Origin of the sequence: Nocardioides sp. NPDC059952 (genome assembly GCF_042730435.1) — a bacterium.
GTDB lineage: Bacteria > Actinomycetota > Actinomycetes > Propionibacteriales > Nocardioidaceae > Nocardioides.
This window is the reverse complement of sequence record NZ_JBHWLY010000005.1, coordinates 84663-105079: the sequence shown is the minus strand read 5'-3', so window position 1 is coordinate 105079 and position 20417 is coordinate 84663. Positions and strand designations below refer to the sequence as shown.

Here is a 20417-nt window from a genome sequence, read left to right as displayed (position 1 = left end):
GCTCATGACCCGCTTCCCGCGTCGGCGGCGCTCTGGTCGGCCAGGGACTGCACCTTCTCCTGGGCGCCGGCCAGGTCCTTGCTGTGGATGCCGTCCTCGAGCTGGTTCTGGTAGGTCTCGGCCAGGTCGGCGACCTTCAGGTCAGAGGTCTGGTAGGGCTCGGAGAGGTCGAGGCCGATCATCGTGGTGGGTACGCCACGGAAGATCGTGACGTTGCCCTCCTGCTCGCCGATGTACCACTGGTTCTGCGACCACACGAACGCGGTCGCGACAGCGATCCAGACGACACCGAAAAGGGCCAGCAGCCCGAAGGCCCAGCGCAGCTTCAGAAACTTGACCGGCGCCTGGAGCGCGTAGCGCATCTCCTCCGGGTCGGCGGCGATCGCACCGTCCGGGATCTCTTCGTCGATCGGGTCCAGCTCGCCGGTGTCGCCCATCCGGTGACCGCGGAACAGGGCGGTCATCTGACCGGTCTTGGTGGTCTTCCGTTTGAGCTCGGCCGCCGCACCCACCATCTGGGCCTCGAGGCCAGGGGACGGGATGGTGTCGCTGGGCACCACGTCGGCGACCACGCAGGTCACGTTGTCGGTGCTGCCGGAGTCGAGGGAGACACGGACCAGCTCGACGGCTGCGTACTCGGGCGTGCCGGTGGCCAGGATGTCGGCGATCCGCGGGTCGTCGACGTAGCCGCAGACACCGTCGCTGCAGAACATCAGTCGGTCGCCGGCGGCGAGGTCGACGATGAACAGGTCGGGCTCGAGCTCGCGGGTGCCGTCGAGGGCCTTGAGGATCAGGTTGCGGTGGGGGTGGGTCTTGGCCTCCTCCTCCGTGATCCTCCCCTCGTCGAGCAGCGTCTGCACGAAGGTGTGGTCGTGGGTGACCTGGTGGATCGCGCCGTTGCGGAGCAGGTAGGCACGGCTGTCGCCGACGTGGCCGACGGTCAGCTTGGCGCCGTCGAAGAGGCCGACGGTCGAGGTCGTGCTGGTGCCGTTGAGCGTCGGGTCGTGGTCGACCAGGTGGCCGATCTCGTCGTGGGCCATGTGCAGCGCGTGGGAGACCAGGCCGATCAGGTCGTCGTCGACCAGCCCGAAGACAGGCTCCTCGTCGAGCTTGCGCAGCTGCTGGACGGCCGTGCTGGAGGCGATGTCACCGCGGGCAGCGCCGCCGACGCCGTCGCAGACGGTCAGCAGCCAGGGGCCGGCGTACCCGCTGTCCTGGTTGTCCTTGCGCACCCGGCCGACGTCCGAGACCGCCGCGTATTCGAGGCGGAAGGGTCGTCCATCGGCGGTGCCGGGGTGAGCAGCAGGGTCGGGGGTGGGGTCGGTCGCAGCGGTCACTTGCGCAGCTCCAGGATTGTCTTACCGATCCGCACCTGGGTCCCGAGAGAGATGGCGGTCGGCTGGTTGATCCGGACGGACCCGATGTAGGTGCCATTGGTCGATCCGAGGTCCTCCACGAACCACTGGTCGCCGGAGACGGCGATCCGGGCGTGGCGGGTGGAGGCGTAGTCGTCATCGAGGATGATCGCGGCATCGCTGCCGCGGCCGATGACGATGGGGGCCTGCGAGAGAGGCACGGTCACCCCGGCGTTGGAGCCGGTGGTGACGGCCACATGCGTGGGTACGCCGCGCCGCGGTGCTCTCGCCGCCGCAGCGGCCTTGCCGCGAGCCGGTGGGGCTGCGGGCTGGCCGCCGGCAGAGGCGTTCGTGACCCGCGCGCCGAACATGTCGGAGCGGATCACCGACAACGCGGCCAGCACGAAGATCCACAGGATCGCCAGATAGGCGACCCTGATCAGGAAAAGGGTCAGCTCGCTCAACGGCGCTCCTCCACGATGTGCGCGGTGATGACGGTGGTGCCGATGCGCACCTGAGAGCCGTCGTCCAAGGTGGCACTCGCCATCTTCTGCCCGTTGACCAGCATGCCGTTGGTCGAGCCGAGGTCATAGACCTCGACGCGCACACGGTCGCCGGCCTGCTTCGAGCGGAACTCGATGTGGCGGCGGCTGATGCCCGGGTCGTTGATGCGCAGGTCGGCGTCGGTGCCTCGACCCACGACGAGGTTGCCGTGGAGCGGGTGCCGGGTGCCGTTGATCTCCAGGTAGGCCTGCGCGCGGCTCACCTGGGTGTCGCTCATGTCTGCGCCCGAGACCGCCGCCTGGGCGCGGCTGCGCACCCTGAACCGGCCGATCGTCAGGTCCTTCGCCTCGCCGAACTCGATGCTCACGCGGCCGGGGAACACGAACCCCTGCGCCTCGGCGTGGTCCATCAGCTGGCGCTTCAGCTCTTCCTTGAGGTGGGGTCCGTAGGACTCCAGCTTGCCCAGGTCGCTGGCGGACAGCTCCACGAAGAAGTCGTTGGGGACCAGCCGCCGCTGGCGGCTGAGCACCTGGGCGTTGTTGTCGATCTCGCGCTGGAGCGCGGCGACGATCTCCACCGACTTCACCTCGGACCGGAACGCCTTCGCGAAAGCGCCTGAGATGAGCTGCTCCAACTTCTGCTCGAACTTCTGCAGGCCGCTCACGTCGTTGCGCTCCTCTCAGGTGCCGGGGTGGGCCGGTCGGGGTGGGTGGTCAGTCGCGTACGGGCACAGTGGTCCCCGCGATTCGGCCCGATCGTATCGGTGCACCCTAGGGGATCTGCCACTTCCCGCATTCTGCGTGGTTTCGATCCTCCCACGATCCGGTGACCACCAGCGTCAAGGTGGGCGGGGTGCCGTCGTTTTGGGTCGATGGGTGCGTGTCGGCTAACGTTTCCTCTGCTGCACGCGCGAGTGGCGGAATAGGCAGACGCGCACGGTTCAGGTCCGTGTGTCCGAAAGGACGTGGGGGTTCAACTCCCCCCTCGCGCACCACCACAGGTAGAGCCCCGGGTCTTCGGACTCGGGGCTTCTTCCATCTGTCACCTCTTGAGGTCGCGGGTGGCATTCATGGGGGTTCTCCCCCATGGTGACCAGAACCTCCGCGGTCGAGACTCCGAAGGATCCCGTGCGGACACCGGAGTCCGCCCCGCTCATCCACTCGGTGGAGGTTCCCCCATGTCCCTGTCCTGTCCTCCCGTCGCGAGACGGTGCCCGGAACCGTGCGGGGCGGGTGATCCCCGATGAGGCTCGGATCGAAGGCCCGGACGCTGCGCGGGGTCGGTCTCGCGACCGCCGCGCTCCTGGCCACGACGGCGCTGACCGGGTTCGGCCCGGCCGCCCAGGCAGCGCCGGCCACCCTGGCCAGCGGCGCGCTCGGTGCGAAGGTCGACCCGGCGCCGGAGTCGCCCGCGGCGAAGATCAAGCCGGGCTTGGAGAAGAAGCTTGCCAAGACCGGCACCGCCGACTTCTGGGTCCGCTTCGAGCGGGAGGCCGACCTGGGTGTCGCCGGCCCAGGTATGGCTTGGGACGAGCGCGGCGCGGACGTGGTCGAGAAGCTGAAGAAGAGCGCCGCCGCGCACCAGAAGGATGTCGTCGCCGCACTGGAGAAGCGCAAGGTGACGTACCGGACTTTCTGGGCGACCGACGCGGTATACGTCGAGAACGGCTCGGACGAGCTCGCAGCGACACTGGCCGCCGTGCCTGCCGTCGACGGTCTGTGGCCGACGCAGACCTACCGGCCGGTCGAGCCGGTCGACGCCAAGGCCGACCGGGCGACGACCGCCGCGGCCGTCGAGTGGGGCGTGGCCAACATCAAGGCCGACCAGGTCTGGGCCGACGGTGACACCGGCGAGGGCATCGTGATCGCGAACATCGACAGCGGTGTTCAGTTCGACCACCCGGCTCTGGTGAAGCAGTACCGCGGCAACAACGGCGACGGCACCTTCACTCACGACTACAACTGGCTGGACACCAACAACAGCTGCGACGACGGCCCCTGCGACGAGAACGGCCACGGCACCCACACCATGGGCACGATGGTGGGCTCCGACGGCGGCACGAACCAGATCGGGGTCGCGCCCGGAGCCACCTGGATCACCGCCAACGGCTGCGCCACCTGCTCCGACGTCGACCTGATCGAGGCAGGGCAGTGGATGCTGGCCCCGACCAAGACGGACGGGACCGGGGCGGACCCCGCACGACGTCCGCACATCATCAACAACTCCTGGGGCAGCCAGGCGCCCTCCAACGATCCGTTCATGGAGGACATCTCGGAGGCGTGGGCCGCCTCCGGGATCTTCGCGATCTGGTCCAACGGAAACATCGGTCCGGCCTGTCAGACGGCCGGCTCCCCCGGTTCCCGAGCGATCAACTACTCCGTGGGCGCCTACGACGTGAACAACGTGATCGGCTCGTTCTCCTCGCGTGGCTCCGGCCAGGACGGTGGGATCAAGCCGAACATCTCCGCTCCGGGCGTCAACGTGCGCTCCGCCATCCCCGGTGGGGCGTACGGGCTGAAGAGCGGCACCTCGATGGCTGCTCCCCACGTCGCCGGAGCGCTCGGTCTGCTCTGGTCGGCCCACCCTGACCTGATCGGCGATCTCGCCGCCACCGAGGAGATGCTCGACGGCACCGCCATCGACACCGAGGACCTGCAGTGCGGCGGCACCGCCGACGACAACAGCGTCTACGGCGAGGGCCGGCTCGACGCGGCGGCGCTGCTCGAGGCCGGTGACCGCGGCCCGATCGGCACCCTGGTCGGTGACGTCACCGACGACGGAGAGGGCACCTCGCTCGCCGACGCCACGGTGCACGTGACCGGCGGCACGGGTGACGACGCGGTCGACCGCGACCTCGCGGTGGACGGCGAAGGGCAATTCGCCGCCACGTTGCCGATCGGTGAGTACGACGTGACCGCATCCTCCTTCGGGTTCGCCGAGGAGACCGAGACCGTCACCGTGACCGAGGGCAGGACCACCACCCAGGACTTCGCCCTCAGCTCGCTCCCCACCTCGACCGTCACCGGTACCGTCACCGACGGCTCCGGTCAGGGCTGGCCGCTGTACGCCGAGGTGCGGGTGGCCGGTGCGCCGAAGCTGACGAAGCACACCGACCCGCGCGACGGCAGCTTCAGCTTCGAGCTGCCCGAGGGCACGACGTACGACCTCTCGGTCGATGTGGACTACCCCGGCTACGACACGCTCACCAAGAGCATCGAGGTGTCCGAGGACGCGACCGTGAACCTGGCCGTACCGGTCCAGCAGCGGCCGTGCGTGGCCCCCGGCTACCACCAGGAGCAGCCCCGGATCGCCGTGGTCACCAACGACCCCGGCTTCGAGGTGCGGGACTTCTTCGGGTCCTACAGCATCGAGTACACCACCTTCACCACCACGCAGCTCGGGCAGATCGAGGGCTACGACCTGGTGATCTGGATGTCGAACTACAACCTGCCGGACAGTGCGGCGTTCCGGGACCTGCTTGCTCGCACCGATGCCAGCGGGACCGGCATCGTCTTCGCCGACTTCGCCTTCGGCCTCGGCAACGGGATCGCCGCGCTGTCCGCGGCGACCGGCAACCCCGTCTCGCTGCAGCGTCGTAACACGAGCGGCTCGGGCACGTACTACGAGGTGACCCAGCAGCACCCGATCCTCGAGGGGCTCCAGGTCGGCGACCGGATCGACCACCTCGGCGGTGCGCAGACCGCCTGGTTCACCGGCTATGCCGGCGAGGGCGTCCAGGTGCTCGCCGGCGCCGGCGACAAGACCCGGGGCATTTCCGGCCCGGGCATCGCGGTCCAGCAGCGGACCGGCAACCGGCACGTCCTGCTGTCGATGCATGCCCGTGGAGCGGGCTCCTGGTTGGACGCCTCCGAGAAGGTCTTCTGGAACGCGCTGGACTGGGCCGACACCTCGGAGCGGTCGTTCGGGTGCGTCCCCGACGAGGACGGCGCGATGCTGGTCGGGTCGGTGACCGACGCCAACACCGATGACGGAGTGGTCGGAGCCCGCGTCTCGATCGGGGATGCCACCGCGGAGTCGGCGGCCACCCCCGAGGATGCCGACCTCGCGGACGGCTTCTTCTGGCTCTACAGCCCCCGGAGTGGTGCCCAGGAGGTGACCGTGGCCGCGTCCAAGTACTCCACCTGGACCGACACGGTGAACCTGGACGGGCTGACGGTCAAGGACGTCTCGCTCACGGCCGGGCGGCTCTCGCTCAGTGCCGACTCGGTCGAGCTCACCCGCGGCCTCGGCGACTTCGCCGGCTCCCAGAAGGTCACCATCACCAACACCGGAACGGCACCTGCCCAGGTCCGGATCGGCGAGCGCGAGCGCGGCTTCGTCCTCCAGAACGCCGACGGCAGCAGCGTCTCGCGAAAGGCGATCGACTCCGCCGAGGGCGCCCCGGTACGCCGGCTGGACGTCCCCGTGTCCGTCGGCGCGGTGACGAAGGCCGCTGACGACGCGTCGACGGCTCAGCCGCAGTCGGCACCGTGGACCGGCATCGCCGACTACCCGACGCCCGTCATGGACAACGCGATGGTGCGACTGGACGGCAAGGTCTACTCGATCGCCGGGTACGGCTCCGCCGGGCCGCTCGCCGCGGTCTGGGTCTACGACCCGGCCGACATGACCTGGTCGGAAGCGGCCTCGCTGCCGTCGCCGCGCAGCGGTATGACCGCGGGCGTCATCGACGGCCACATCGTCGCCACCGGTGGCTGGGACGCGGCCAACAAGCCGCAGGGCGACACCTGGGTCTACGACCCGGGCACGGACGCCTGGTCGTCCGGCGCCACCAACCCGGCGCCGCGGGCCGGTGCCTCGGGTGCGGTGGTCAACGGCCAGCTGTTCGCCATCGGTGGCTGCACCACTGCGGAGTGTGCTCCGATGACGGCCGATGTCGTCGCCTACGACCCGGTCGCAGACGTGTGGGAGCCGCGCGCGGACTATCCGCTGACTCTCGCCTACGCCGCGTGCGGCACGATCGACTGGACGATCTACTGCGCCGGTGGGATCGGGTCGAGCACGACCGACAAGTCGTTCGCCTACGACCCGGGTGCCGACACCTGGGCACCGAAGGCCGACGTCCCGGTCGAGGTGTGGGGCAGCGGCTACAGCGTCGCCAACGACCAGCTGGTGCTGGTCGGCGGCGTCCAGCAGGGCCAGGTCACGAACCAGGCCTTCGCCTACGACCCGACGACCAACGCCTGGTCCGGGATGCCCAGCGCCAACAACGTCCGCTACCGCGGTGGCGCTGCCTGCGGGTTCTACTCCGTGGGCGGGTCGGCTCAGGGCTACACCCCGGGTACGGCGGCCGAGATGCTGCCCGGCTACGACCAGTGCGACGCCGGCACCGCCGATGTCGGCTGGCTCTCCGTGGACCGGACGTCGGCCACTGTCGAGCCGGGCGAGAGCGTCGAGCTCACCGTGACCGTCGATCCCATGGTCGACCAGCCCGGCACCTACACCGCCGGTCTGGCGGTCCTGGAGAGCACGCCCTACCAGCAGTCGGAGGTCGAGGTCGACATGGTCGTCACGCCACCCAAGGCGTGGGGCAAGCTCGTCGGGACCGTCCAGGGTGTCGCGTGCGACGGTTCGGCACGCCCGCTGAACGCTGCGACCGTGCAGCTCGACTCGCGAAGCATGAGCGGCACGTTCGCCACCGGGACGGACGGCACCTTCGCCCGCTGGATCGACAAGCAGCACAACCCGTTGACGGTGGCGGCTGCCTACCCGGGGTACTCCATCGAGTCCCAGCGGGTCCGGATCCAGGCCGGGAAGACGGTCGAGGCCGCGCTTGACCTGGAGAAGGCAGGCTGCTGAGTCGACGGTGTCACGCCCCGTTCCGGGCGGTCGGACCATCACGGTCCGGCCGCCCCGGCGGCGTTCTGCCCCGGACCGCACGGTTCCCGGCCCCGCGGTCACGGGGCAGGCTGGGCTCGGCGATAGTAAGCGTCGATGCGAGATCCGGAGGACGACCTGTCGCAGGCAGGCGCAGCACGCGGCGACGAGCGTGCCTCCTCGCCTGCCCCGCGCGCAGGTTCGCCCACACGGTGGTCCTCCGCCACCCTGGTCGGGCGCGAACGTGAGCTGTCGGACCTGGTGGAGGGTCTGACCGCGACACCGGCGGTCGCGGTGATCGAGGGAGACCCAGGGATCGGGAAGACCCGACTCATCGACGAGCTCCGCACCCACCCTGCGTACGCAGGGCGCCGGTTCGCCGTCGGACGATGCCGCAGCATCGGCGAGCCGTTCCCGCTCGGGCCGGTCGTCGAGAGTCTGCGTCGGCACGGCGAGGCGCTGCAGACCGCGGCGCTGTCGCCGGTCGCCGGGGCCGTACGTCCGCTGCTTCCGGAGCTGTCGGCGGTCCTGCCGCCGCTGCCCCCGGGGCTCGATGACCACGTCGCCGAACGGCACCGGGTGTTCCGCGGGCTGCTCGAGATCATCGAGGCCCTCGGTGAGATGGTGCTGGTGCTCGAGGATCTGCACTGGGCGGACGAGCAGACCGTGGAGTTCATCGACTATCTGGTGAGCGACCCGCCGTCTCGGCTGGGCCTGGTGCTGACCTATCGCGGTGCGGAGGTGGCACCTCCGACACGCACCGTCCTGGGCCGGGTGCCGACCGAGGTCGGTCGCGTGCAGGTCCACCTGTCGCCGCTGACCCAGCCGCAGACCCGGCAGCTCGCCTCCGCGATCCTCGACGCGGACACCTTGTCCGAGGAGTTCGCGACCTATCTGTGGGAGCGGACGGCAGGGCTGCCCTTCGCGATCGAGGAGCTGCTCGCCCTGTTGCAGGCGCGCGGGTCCCTGGCCCAGCACGGAACCCGGTGGATCCGCCGGGCGCTCGACGAGATGGACGTTCCGGACCGCATCCGCGACACCGTCCTGGAACGCGCCGGCCGGCTGTCCCTCGACGCACGCACCGTGGCCGAGGCCGCGGCGGTGCTCCAGACCACCCAGCCTTCGCAGGTTCTCCAGGCGACCGCGGGCTGCACCGACGACGTACTTCTCGACGCTCTCGAGGAGGCCCTCCGGTCCGGTCTGCTCTTCGAGGACGGCGCCAGCCTCGGGTTCCGGCATCCGCTGGCCGCGCAAGCGGTCTACGACGCGATCCCGGGGCCGCGCCGCCGACAGATCCATGCCCGGGCCGCAGCCGCTCTGCGGGAGCTGGGCGATCCGGCGATCGGCCAGATCGCGCACCACCTGCGGGAGACCGGAGAGTCGGCGCAGTGGGCCGAGGCCGCCGAACGGGCCGCCGACCAGGCGATGACCCTGCGCAACGACGGCCAGGCCGTCCGGCTGCTCGCCGACGTCCTCCGAGAAGCGAGCCTCGCCCCCGAGGTCCGTGCCAGGCTCGCCGTGAAGCTGGGACAGGCAGCGGTCGAGGCGATCCACGCCGCACCCGACGTGACCGGCCTGCTCGCGAGCGTCCTCGACGAGCCGCTGCCGGCACCGGCGCGCGGCGAGCTCCGGCTCTCACTCTCGGTGCTGCTCTCCCAGGTCGGCGGTGACCCGGTGCTGCGCCGGCAGCTCTACGCCGACGCGGTCGACGACCTCGACCACCGTCCCGACCTGCAGGCATGGGCGATGGTCGGCCTCGGCATCCCGACCGTTCCGGGCGTCGAGCCGACCGAGCTGCTGCACTGGCTTCACCGGTCGCTCGAGATCGTGCCGCGCATCGACGACCCGGTGTCTCGGGTCTTCATGTGGGGCAAGGCCGCGATGGTGCTCGTCGCGCTGGGCGACCCGGCGTGGCACCGCCTGGTCGACCGGATGGGCGAGCAGATCGGCGGGTCGCCGAGACGCCGCGGCGAGGTCAACGCCTACGACTCCGTGGGGCTCGAGGCCTGCTACTCCGGTCACCACGCCGCCGCCGACCGGCTGCTGACCGCCGCTCTGCGCGGGGCCACCGAGTGCGAGAGCCACCGTCTCGAGCTCAGGGTCCGCCGCTCGATGGCGCTGCTGGACTACAGCCGTGGACGCTGGGACGGGCTCGAGGACCAGGTCCGTGTCCTGATCGACGAGCTCGACGGATACCCATCGGGCCGGCTGGCGGTCGAGGCCGTGGCCGGCTGTCTCGCCCTGGCCCGCGGCGACCTCGACACCGCGAGCGCCGGATTGTCCGATGTCGTGCGACGGGCCGAGGAGCTCACCGACATCGACCTCCTGCCGGTCCCGGCGGCAGCGCTGATCCGCCTGCAGATCGCCCGGGGAGAGGTGACCGAGGCCGCCAGGCTCGGCGAGGACGTGCTCCGGGGCGCGGAGTCGATGGGCATCTGGGTGCCCGCACTCCGAGTGGTCCCCCCGTACGTCGAGGCGCTCTGCGCCTCGGGACAGGTCGAGGAGGCACGGGCGGTGACGGCTCGGATCGCCGCGGCGCTGGACGGCCTCGAAGGGCCGCTCGCGCCCGCGGTCCTCGCGCACGCCGGCGGCCACCTGGCGGCCGCGGCCGCCGACTGGGCGGTCGCCGACTGGGCGGTCGCCGCGCAGCTGTTCGCGGACGCCGCCGACCACTATCGAGGGTTCGACTTCCCCTACGAGGCCGCGCAGGCCGGCGAGATGGCGGCACGCTGTCACCACGAGCTCGCCGAGGATGCGGCCAAGGAGCTGATGGGTGCGGCTCTGGCTGCGTACGAGCGCCTCGGTGCGGAGTGGGACATGTCGCGGGCCAGCCGGCTGGCCCGCCGGATCGGGGTTCCGGTCCCGGGCCGCCATCGAGGCGGACGCTACGGCTACGGGTCGCAGCTCTCGCCGCGCGAGCGGCAGGTCGCCGAGCTCGCCGCGGCGGGCCTGACCGACCAGCAGATCGCACGGCAGCTCCATCTGTCCGTGAAGACGGTGGAGAAGCACGTCAGCGCGGCCAAGCGCAAGCTCGAGACGCCGACCCGGGTGGCGCTGGCGGTCCGGCTCGCCGAGGTGGACCCTCCGGCCTGATCGATCCTTGGGGGTTTATCCCCATGGTGCCTGCGCGGGGCGTCGTTGCAGACTCGCGCAGACACTTTCGAGGCAGGAGCAGCACTGATGGTACGTCTGAGGCAGCCGGTCCGGCTCGTGACGGTTATGGGGCTGGTCGTGGCGGGCACGATGACCGCGGTCGGAGCCCAGGCGGCTCCCGCTCCCGTCGCCAGCGCATCGACGAAGGTCGGCAGCGCCGACCCGGTCGACCGGGACGAGGCGATCGAGATCGCGCTCGCCGACGTCAAGGACCACCCTGGCCGCTACCGGCTCACCGCGGGCGACGTGGCAGAGCTCGCCGTGGCCAGCGCGTACGTCAGCGAGGACAGCGGCGTCACCCACGTCACCCTGAGCCAGCGCAAGCGCGGGCTCGAGGTGTTCGGGGCGTACGCGACCGTCAACGTCGCCTCGGACGGTGAGGTCCTGTTCGTCGGCGAGAGCCTCGTCGGCGGACTGGCCGACACCTCAGGCCGCGCCGACCTCGGTGCCGTCGAAGCCACTCGCTCGGCGTCCGAGCGTCTCGACGTCGGCAGCCCGCGCGGCGTACGGGTGACGAGCCAGCCGCGAGGGGAGGCCCGCAAGACCGTGCTGTCCGGCGGCGGCGTCTCCGACGACCCGATCCCGGCCCGGCTGGGCTGGCAGCCGACCGCCGACGGGCTGCGACTGGCCTGGCAGCTGGTCCTCGACGACCCGGACAACGCCAGCCTGTGGAACACGGCGGTCGACGCCCAGACCGGAGGCGTGCTGAAGGTCGAGGACTGGACCTCTCACGACACCATCACCGACCTCAGCCATCGACTGGGCCGTCGAACGGGCCGGGCGGCGCGAGCCGCGACGGCAGCGTCCGGCTCGCTCGAAGGCTCACCGGACCCGGTCGAGGACGGTGCGACGTACCGCGTGGTGACGCGGGAGAGCCCGCTCGAAGGACCGCGGACGCTGGTGTCGAACCCGGCGGACGCGACCGCGTCGCCGCACGGCTGGCACGACACCGACGGCGCGCCCGGTGCCGAGCACACGACCACCGAGGGCAACAACGTCGCCGCCTACCTCGACGAGAACGGCGACAACCACCCGGATTCGGAAGGGGTGGTGGACGGTGGCGAGGACCTGACCTTCGACGCCGACGCCGACCTCGACGGTCACGCCCAGAACTACCGCGACGCCGCGGTGACCAACCTGTTCTACTGGAACAACACCGTCCACGACGTCGCCTACCAGTACGGGTTCGACGAGTCTGCCGGCAACTTCTCGGCCAACACCTACGGCCGTGGCGGTACCGGTGGCGACGCGGTCCTGGCCGAGGCTGCCGACGGCGGAGGCATCAACAACGCGAACTTCGCCTCGCCGGCGGTCGACGGAAGCGAGCAGCCGCGGATGCAGATGTATCTGTGGCCCGGCGACCAGTTCGGTGCCCAGAACCAGGTCGTGGTCGACGGCGTCGGGTCCTTCGACGCGAGCTGGTCGCGGTTCGCACCGGCGCCTACCGCCGAGGGCATCCAGGCCGGGGCCGTCGTCCACGGCGGCACCGGCTGTGACGCCGACCAGTACCCGCAGACGCTGCCCTCCCAGCCGTGGACGGCCGTGGTCGACAGCGGCAGCAACACGGAGAGCATGTGCACCTTCCAGCAGCGCGGGCAGGTCGCCCAGGAGCTCGGTGCCGCTGCCGTCGTCGTCGCGGTGGCCTCCGAGGACCTGGTCGTCGTCGACGGGCCGCTGAGCGGTCCGCGCGTCGAGATCCCGATGGTCAGCGTGACCCGGACCGACGGCGACGCGATCGAGACCGCTGCGGGCGATGTCGCCGTGACGGTCCGGCAGCACCCCGACCACCCGGGCATCCGTGACGGCGACCTCGACGCCGGCATCATCATCCACGAGTACGCGCACGGGATCTCCACCCGCCTCACCGGCGGTCCGACCGTCAACTGCCTCGGCGGCGACGAGCAGGCAGGTGAGGGCTGGAGCGACTTCTTGGCGATGGCGATGCTGCTCGACCCCGCGGTCGACGACCCCGACGGCCCGCGCGGGATGGGCTCCTACGTGACGTACGGCGCCGACCGGCACAGCGCCGGGATCCGGCCCGCGCCGTACTCGCGCGACATGACCATCCAGCCGTTCACCTACGACAGCATCAAGACCAAGGGCTGGATCGACGGCTCGACGCTGCGTGCCCCGCACGGCATCGGCCACGGCTGGGCCGCGGTGCTGTGGGACATGACCTGGGACCTGATCGACAAGCACGGGTTCAACCCGGACGTCTACGACGAGTGGAACACCGGTGGCAACAACCGGGCGATCCAGTACGTGATCGACGGCCTGAAGTTCCAGGGCTGCTACCCCGGACTCGTCGACTCGCGCGACGGCATCATCGCGGCCGCCGACGAGCTCAGCGACGGCGAGGACACCTGCACGATCTGGAACGCCTTCGCCCGCCGTGGCCTCGGCTACAGCGCGACCCAGGGCAGCAGCTTCGACCGCGACGACAACCGCGAGGCGTTCGACACGCACCCGGACTGCCGCGCCGGGTTCGAGGGCCTGGCGGCCGAGCCGGCGCTCAACCTGGCAACGGCCGGCTCCGCGCAGTCGGTGGAGTTCAGCACCGGTGGGGACGACGGGCTCGACGTCCTCGCGGGCACGCCGTACTCGCGCCAGGTGAACTGCCGCACGCTCGCCGTCGAGGATCCTCGCGCCGAGCAGATCACTCCGCGCCCGCTCCCGGAGAAGACGGTGCCGGCCGGCAACGGGCTCTCCTTCGACGCAGCCACGGGCCGCTACACCTACGGCTCGAAGACGCAGAAGGAGTGGGGGCGTACCTGTCGCGAGCTCGTCGTGACCCGCACCGACGGGGTGCAGCACCGCGCCTTCTTCGAGTTCGCCGCGCAGGGAGCAGCACATCCGGTCTCGGGGCACGTACGTGACGCCGACGGCGCTGTGGTGGTCAACGCCACGGTGAGGATCGACGCGACGAACGTCGCTCCGGTCACCACCGACGCCGAGGGCTCCTACACCTTCGCGAGCGTGCCGAAGGGTACGCACACCGCGACCGCCATGGCCGCCGGAGGATGCAGCGACCCGCTGTCCCTGCAGGTGGTCGTGGGCAAGCCGACCACCCTGGACTTCAGCCTGCCGCGGTGCAAGCTCCGGAGAGTGTCGTCAGCGGCAGACGGGACCGAGGGCAACCGGGACTCCTTCCGGCCCGTCGGTGAGCGCTGACGGTCGCTATGTGGCGTTCTACAGCCCGTCCTCGACGCTGGTTCCCGGCGACGGGAACGGCACCCGGGACGTCTTCATCGCCGACCGGACCACCGGTGAGGTCGAGCGGGCCTCGGTTGCCAGTGACGGGACCGAGGGCAACGACACCTCCACCCTGGTCTCGCTGAGCGCCGACGGACGCTACGTGGCGTACGACAGCCTGGCCTCGAACCTCGTCGCCGGCGACGGCAACCGCACGACCGACATCTTCCTCCGCGACCGGGAGGCCGGAACCACCGAGCGTGCCTCCGTCTCGAGCGACGGCACCGAGGGCAACGCCCACTCCGACCGACCGGTGGTCAGCGCGAACGGGCGGTACGTCGCGTTCGACAGCTCCGCCTCCAACCTCGTGCCCGGTGACGTCAACGGGCGACCGGACGTGTTCGTCCACGACCGGGAGACCGGCACGACCGAGCTGGTCTCCGCGACCGCGACTGGTGCTGGTGGCAACGGGATCTCGTACGCCGCGAGCATCAGCTCCGACGGCCGATATGTCGCCTACTACAGCAGCGCGAGCGACCTGGTGGCAGGCGACACCAACCGCGCCCAGGACGTGTTCGTACGCGACCGGCAGACCGGGACGACCGAGCGGGTCTCCGTCGGTGCCGGCGGGGCCCAGTCGAACGGCAGCTCGATGTTCCCGTCGCTGAGCTCGGACGGACGGTTCGTGGCGTTCCACAGCATCGCCTCGAACCTGGCGCCCGGCGACCGCAACCAGACCTCCGACGTGTTCCTGCACGACCGTCTGTCCGGGACGACCGAGCGGATCTCGGTCGCCGGCGACGGGACCGAGGGTGACGGCGTCTCCGGCCAGGCGTCGGTCAGCGCGGACGGTCGGCTGGTGGTGTTCGAGAGCCTGGCCACGAACCTGGTGGCGGGCGACACCAACGATCGTCGTGACGTGTTCGTCCACGACCGGGGCGCCGGCACCACCGAGCTGCTGTCGGTCGCCGGGGACGGCACTCATGGAGACGCCGTCTCGGACTCGGTGGACATCAGCGCCGACGGCCGGTACGCAGCCTTCCGGAGCTATGCGTCCAACCTGGTTCGCGGTGACACCAACGATCTGGCCGACATCTTCCTCCGCGAGCTGGGCGGGTGACCGCAGATGTGTGAGCGGCCTGCCGAGGAGGAGTCCGGGCGCCCGGGCTCGTGGGGAGACAGCGACTCGACGGCACCCGACTCGACGGCACCCGACTCGACGGCACCCGACTCGACTGACGAACCGAGTGGGCCGCCCGAGGGGTGGTTTCTGGTGTGAACGACCCACTCCCGCGGGTTCAAGAACATGGCCTAAGACCGGCTGGTGCCTTCGACCTTCCGATTACCCGGTAAGAGGGACGACAGGTGCGCAGCCGCATGTGACGCTCGAAGTCCGTTCTCGACGATCGGAGGCCCTGTCATGCCGAACCGTCCCGACACCCACGCCCGGACCATGTTGCCGATCCCGGACCGACCAGCTTCGGCGCACACGACGTACGACGCCAAGGATCCCGACACCGCCTACCCGCCGATCGAGCCGCTGCTCCCGCCGGACGGCGCGCCCAACGTGCTCGTCGTACTTCTCGACGACGTCGGCTTCGGAGCATCGAGCGCGTTCGGAGGGCCCTGTTCCACGCCGGTCGCCGAGCGACTGGCAGCCAACGGCCTGCGCTACAACCGGTTCCACACCACGGCGTTGTGCGCCCCGACGCGGCAGGCCCTGCTGACCGGCCGCAATCATCACTCCGTCGGCATGGGCAGCATCACCGAGACGGCCACCTCGGCGCCCGGCAACAGCTCGGTGCGGCCCAACACCAAGGCCCCGCTCGCGATGACCCTCAAGCTCAACGGGTACTCGACGGCACAGTTCGGGAAGTGCCACGAGGTCCCGGTCTGGCAGACCTCGCCGCTCGGCCCGTTCGACGCCTGGCCATCGGCCGGTGGCGGGTTCGAGACGTTCTACGGATTCATCGGCGGCGAGAACAACCAGTGGGACCCGGCGCTCTACGAGGGCACCACCCCGATCGAGCCGCCGGCGACGGCCGAGGAGGGCTATCACCTCACCGAGGACCTGGCCGACCACGCGTGTGCCTGGATCCGTCAGCAGAAGGCGCTGATGCCCGACCGGCCGTTCTTCGCCTACTTCGCACCGGGCGCGACCCACGCTCCCCATCACGTCCCCCAGGAGTGGATCGACAAGTACGCCGGGAGGTTCGACGACGGCTGGGACGTCCAACGGGAGCGCACCTTCGCGCGGCAGAAGGAGCTCGGGGTCATCCCCGCCGACGCCGAGCTGACCGCCCGCCACGAGGAGATCCCCGCCTGGGACGACATGCCGGACGAGCTCAAGCCCGTGCTCGCCCGTCAGATGGAGGTCTACGCCGGGTTCCTGGAGCACACCGACCACCACGTCGGCCGCGTGATCGACACGATCGCCGACCTCGGCGTACTCGACAACACCATCGTCTACTACATCGTCGGCGACAACGGCGCCTCGGCCGAGGGCACCGTCAACGGAGCCTTCAACGAGATGGCCAACTTCAACGGCATGGCCGCGTTGGAGACCCCGGACTTCATGCGGGCGAAGATGGACGAGTTCGGCTCACCCAGCTCCTACAACCACTACTCGGTCGGCTGGGCGTGGGCGATGAACTCGCCGCTGCAGTGGACCAAGCAGGTCGCTTCGCACTGGGGCGGGACCCGTAACGGCACCATCGTGCACTGGCCCGAGCGGATCGACGACCCGGGCTCGGTGCGTTCCCAGTTCACCCACGTGATCGACCTGGCGCCGACCATCCTCGAGGCGGCAGGACTGCCCGAGCCGGCCATGGTCAACGGCGTCCAGCAGTCGCCGATGGAGGGGACCAGCATGCTCTACACGTTCCGCGGCGCGAACGAGCCGGAGCGCCACGATCTGCAGTACTTCGAGATGTTCGCCAACCGCGGCGTCTACCACAAGGGCTGGAGCGCGGTCACCAAGCACCGCACCCCGTGGGTGATGGTCGGCGGGGACCTGCCGGCGTTCGACGACGACGTGTGGGAGCTCTACGACGGCGACACGGACTTCAGCCAGGCGAGGGATCTCTCGGCGGAGCACCCCGAGAAGCTGGCCCAGCTGCAGCGGCTCTGGCTGATCGAGGCCGTGAAGTACGGCGTGCTCCCGATGGACGACCGCACCGCCGAGCGGATCGAGCCCGCCATGGCCGGCAGGCCGACGCTCGTCCATGGCAGGACCCAGCTCTTCTTTCCCGGCATGGGCCGGCTCTCGGAGAACAGCGTGGTCAGCATCAAGAACAAGTCGTTCTCCGTCACCGCCGAGGTGACGATCCCCGACACCGGTGCCGAGGGCGTGATCATCGCCCAGGGCGGCCGGTTCGGCGGCTGGACGTTCTTCGCCCGCGACGGAAGGCTCAAGTTCGTCTACAACGTGCTCGGCATCCAGCAGTTCCCCGTCGTCTCGGAATCGCTGCTCGCCGCTGGGACCCGTCAGGTCCGGATGGAGTTCGCGTACGACGGTGGTGGGCTCGCCAAAGGGGGCGGCGTCACGCTCTACGACGACGGCAAGCCGGTCGGGTCGGGCCGGGTGGAGGCGACCCAGCCGATGGTCTTCTCGGCCGACGAGACCACCGACATCGGCTACGAGTCCGGTACGACCGTCTCCTCGGACTACACCAGCCGGACCAGCCGGTTCACGGGCAAGATCGCGTGGGTCCAGATCGACCTCGGGGACGACGTCCACGACCACTACATCGACCCGGAAGAGCGCTTCAGGATCGCCATGGCACGCCAGTAGCCGCGGCGCCGCGATGTCACAGATCCACCAGCTGTCCCGTCTGAGGGTGAAATCGGGAATCGACTGGACCTGGAGACAACATGAACATCGCCCTCTGGATCGTCGCCGGCGTATTCGCGTTCGGCTACATCGCTGGCGGCATCGTCAAGCTGACGATGCCTTACGAGAAGTACGCCGCGAAGCTGCACTGGCCCGAGGACTTCACGCCCGGCAACGTGCGGTTCATGGGCGTCGTGGAGGTCCTCGGTGGCATCGGGCTGGTCCTGCCGGGGCTGGTGAACGTGGCGCCGGTGCTGGTGCCGGTCGCGGCGTCGTGCATGGCGCTCTACATGGCCGGAGCGGTCACCGAGCGGATCCGGCGGGCGGAGTACAAGGAGCTGCTCGGTGACCTGGTGTTCCTGGCGGCGATGGTCTTCATCGCCTGGGGGCGCTTCGCGATCGAGCCGTTCTAGCGGCTAGGAGGTCGCGTGTGTCAGCGCGAGCGCCCGCTGTGCCAGGGGCACGGCGGCCGCCCGGTCCTCGGGCACGAGCCCGACCCGGGTACGCCGGTCGAGGAGGTCGTCGATGTCGGCGGCCCCCTCGTGCGTGACCCCGAAGACGAGCTCGGCCAGGGTGACGCCGCCAGGACCGGGCGCCACCAGTTCGTCCTCCGGGAGACCGGTGGCCCGGACGGCCTCGTCGATGACGTACCTCGCCTCGGTGCCGAAACGGCGGACCAGGCGCCCGGGTTCATCGATCTGATCGAGGACGTCGCGGGGTGCGGCGCCGAGCAACGGCAGGTCCCGGGTCCGGCAGGGGATGCCGGTCAGACCGGTCGCGTCGATCGCGTCCTCGGCCATCTGCCGGTAGGTGGTGAGCTTGCCGCCCACGACGGTCACGACACCGGTGCGGGAGGTGAGCACGGCGTGCTTGCGCGAGAGGTCGGCGGTGGAGCCGTCGGCCTCCAGCAGCGGCCGGAGCCCGGCGAAGGCACCGACCACGTCGGAGCGCTTGACGGGGCGTTCCAGGGCCGGCGCGAGGACGTCGAGCAGGAAGCCGATCTCGCCCTCGGTCGGCTGAGGTACGTCCGGGATCGGGCCGTCGACCGGTTCGTCGGTCAGCCCGACATAGATGGTGCCCTCCGGCTGCGGGATCGCGAACACGAACCGGCTGGTGCTGCCGGGCACCGGCACGGTCAGCACGGTGCGTAGACCGGGGATGCTGTCGGCCCGAAGCACCAGGTGGGTGCCTCGGCTGGGGCGCAGCCGCACCTCCTCGACCAGGTCGCCGGCCCACACGCCGGTCGCGTTGACGACCCCGCGAGTGCGTACGGTCCGGGTGGCGCCGGTGCGCTCGTCGCGCAGGACCACGTGGGTCGAGGTGGCCTCCAGCACGCGGACGCGGGTGTGGACGTGGGCGCCGTACGACGCCGCCGTCCGTGCCAGGCAGGTGACCAGCCGGGCGTCGTCCTCGAGCTGCCCGTCCCAGTTGATCAGGCCCCCTCGCAACCCGGCCGAACGCAGCCCGGGAGCGAGCTGCTGCGCCTCGGTGCGGGTGACTCGGCGGGGGCGCGGGAGCGTCTCGCGGCTGGTGCGCGCGCTGAGCCGGAGCAGGTCGCCGGTGCCGAACCCGGCGGCGGCCAGGGCGGCCTGGGTGAACGAGACGTTGCTCGTCAACGGGAGCAGCCAGGGCAGCGGACGGGTCAGGTGGGGCGCGGTGCGTTCCATCAGGATGCCGCGCTCGACCGCGCTCTCGTGTGCGATGCCGAGCTGCAGGGCGGCGAGGTAGCGCAGGCCGCCGTGCACCAGCTTGCTGGACCAGCGGGAAGTGCCGAACGCGACGTCGTGCGCGTCGACCGCGAGCACCTTCAGGCCGCGGGAGGCGGCGTCGAGCGCGGCGCCGGCACCGGTGACGCCGAGGCCGACGACGACCAGGTCGACGTCGTCGGGGATGTGGCCGGAGGGGTGATCGAAGCCGTGGGCGATGCGATCGGTCATGGTGCCAGATACCTCCGGACGAGCTCGATGAGCTCGTGGTCGAGCGCGTCGGTCGTGACCCGGTCGTCGGTCATGGTGCCGACCGAGATCGCGTAGCCGTGGGTCGCCAGGACGATCCCGCGGGCGAGCGTCTCCGGGTCGCCGGTGCGTACGGTGCCGTCTGCCTGAGCCCGGGCGATCTCCTTGACGAGCACGTCGAGGATGGCGTCCTGGGAGCGGCCGCGACGGTGCAGCAGGTAGGGCAGCAGCCACTCCGGGTCGAGGTCGACGGCGCGCCGGAACAGCTCGTCGCGCCGCACCGCGGCGACCGCGCCCGCGACTCCGGTCGCGATCCGCTCGGGCCCGCCGGCGGTGTTGGCGGTGTCGGGCAGGACGGTGGCGATGAGCTCAGCCGCCTCGTTGGTCATCAGGTCGGCGAACAGCGTCGCCATGTCCGGGTAGGTCCGATAGACGGTCATCCGGGACACCCCTGCCCGGTGGGCGACATCGGTGAGGGTCGTCCGCTTCCAGCCGACGGCGAGTACGCACTCGCGGGCGGCCGCGAGCAGCCGGTCGGCGGTCGACAGCCCCTGGTCGTTGTTACGTTCGGACGTCATGTGTAACACT

At 70.5% G+C, this 20417-nt stretch carries 11 protein-coding genes and 1 tRNA gene; 7 read left to right on the top strand and 5 right to left on the bottom strand.

Translation table 11 applies throughout. The annotated features are described in order from the left end of the window. Positions 1-2 precede the first annotated feature (2 nt). Genes ACFV9G_RS03925 through ACFV9G_RS03915 form a run of 3 tightly spaced genes read right to left on the bottom strand, consistent with a single transcriptional unit; the run spans position 3 to position 2523 of the window. Positions 3-1337, bottom strand: a complete 1335-nt coding sequence (locus tag ACFV9G_RS03925; protein WP_378725058.1) for a PP2C family protein-serine/threonine phosphatase — start codon at positions 1335-1337, stop codon at positions 3-5. Next, the gene (locus ACFV9G_RS03920; RefSeq protein WP_091043923.1) at positions 1334-1819 is read right to left on the bottom strand and encodes an FHA domain-containing protein; all 486 of its coding nucleotides are present in this window, start codon (positions 1817-1819) and stop codon (positions 1334-1336) included. Before ACFV9G_RS03920 ends, ACFV9G_RS03925 begins: the two co-directional genes overlap by 4 nt. Beyond that, positions 1816-2523, bottom strand: a complete 708-nt coding sequence (locus ACFV9G_RS03915) for an FhaA domain-containing protein (RefSeq protein ID WP_378725056.1) — start codon at positions 2521-2523, stop codon at positions 1816-1818. The genes ACFV9G_RS03920 and ACFV9G_RS03915 overlap by 4 nt, the downstream gene beginning before the upstream one ends. A gap of 243 nt (positions 2524-2766) precedes the next feature. Between ACFV9G_RS03915 and ACFV9G_RS03910 the strand changes: the two genes are divergently transcribed. The 7 genes from ACFV9G_RS03910 to ACFV9G_RS03880 all read left to right on the top strand — a co-directional run bounded on the left by ACFV9G_RS03910 (position 2767) and on the right by ACFV9G_RS03880 (position 18287). Further along, positions 2767-2853: transfer RNA gene (locus ACFV9G_RS03910), tRNA-Leu, on the top strand. A gap of 248 nt (positions 2854-3101) precedes the next feature. Then, positions 3102-7679 carry a S8 family serine peptidase gene (locus ACFV9G_RS03905; RefSeq protein WP_378725054.1) on the top strand — a complete coding sequence of 1526 codons (4578 nt, stop codon included), beginning with the start codon at positions 3102-3104 and terminating at the stop codon, positions 7677-7679. Between the two features lie 135 nt (positions 7680-7814). Next, positions 7815-10790, top strand: a complete 2976-nt coding sequence (locus ACFV9G_RS03900; RefSeq protein WP_378725052.1) for a helix-turn-helix transcriptional regulator — start codon at positions 7815-7817, stop codon at positions 10788-10790. A gap of 87 nt (positions 10791-10877) precedes the next feature. Beyond that, positions 10878-14021 (top strand): M36 family metallopeptidase, encoded by a 3144-nt coding sequence (locus tag ACFV9G_RS03895; protein ID WP_378725050.1) that lies wholly within the window; start codon positions 10878-10880, stop codon positions 14019-14021. Positions 14022-14031: 10 nt separating this feature from the next. Then, positions 14032-15162 carry a TolB family protein gene (locus ACFV9G_RS03890; RefSeq protein ID WP_378725048.1) on the top strand — a complete coding sequence of 377 codons (1131 nt, stop codon included), beginning with the start codon at positions 14032-14034 and terminating at the stop codon, positions 15160-15162. 300 nt (positions 15163-15462) lie between these two features. Then, entirely contained in the window at positions 15463-17835 is a 2373-nt protein-coding gene (locus ACFV9G_RS03885) for an arylsulfatase (protein WP_378725047.1), read from the top strand. 80 nt (positions 17836-17915) lie between these two features. Next, entirely contained in the window at positions 17916-18287 is a 372-nt protein-coding gene (locus ACFV9G_RS03880) for a DoxX family protein (RefSeq protein WP_378725045.1), read from the top strand. A 3-nt stretch (positions 18288-18290) separates the two neighbouring features. Here the strand turns inward: ACFV9G_RS03880 and ACFV9G_RS03875 are convergent, their stop codons facing one another. Beyond that, positions 18291-19811, bottom strand: coding sequence for a glycerol-3-phosphate dehydrogenase/oxidase (locus ACFV9G_RS03875; protein WP_378725043.1), 1521 nt, complete (start codon positions 19809-19811; stop codon positions 18291-18293). After that, the gene (locus ACFV9G_RS03870; protein ID WP_378725041.1) at positions 19808-20407 is read right to left on the bottom strand and encodes a TetR/AcrR family transcriptional regulator; all 600 of its coding nucleotides are present in this window, start codon (positions 20405-20407) and stop codon (positions 19808-19810) included. Before ACFV9G_RS03870 ends, ACFV9G_RS03875 begins: the two co-directional genes overlap by 4 nt. Positions 20408-20417 lie beyond the last annotated feature (10 nt).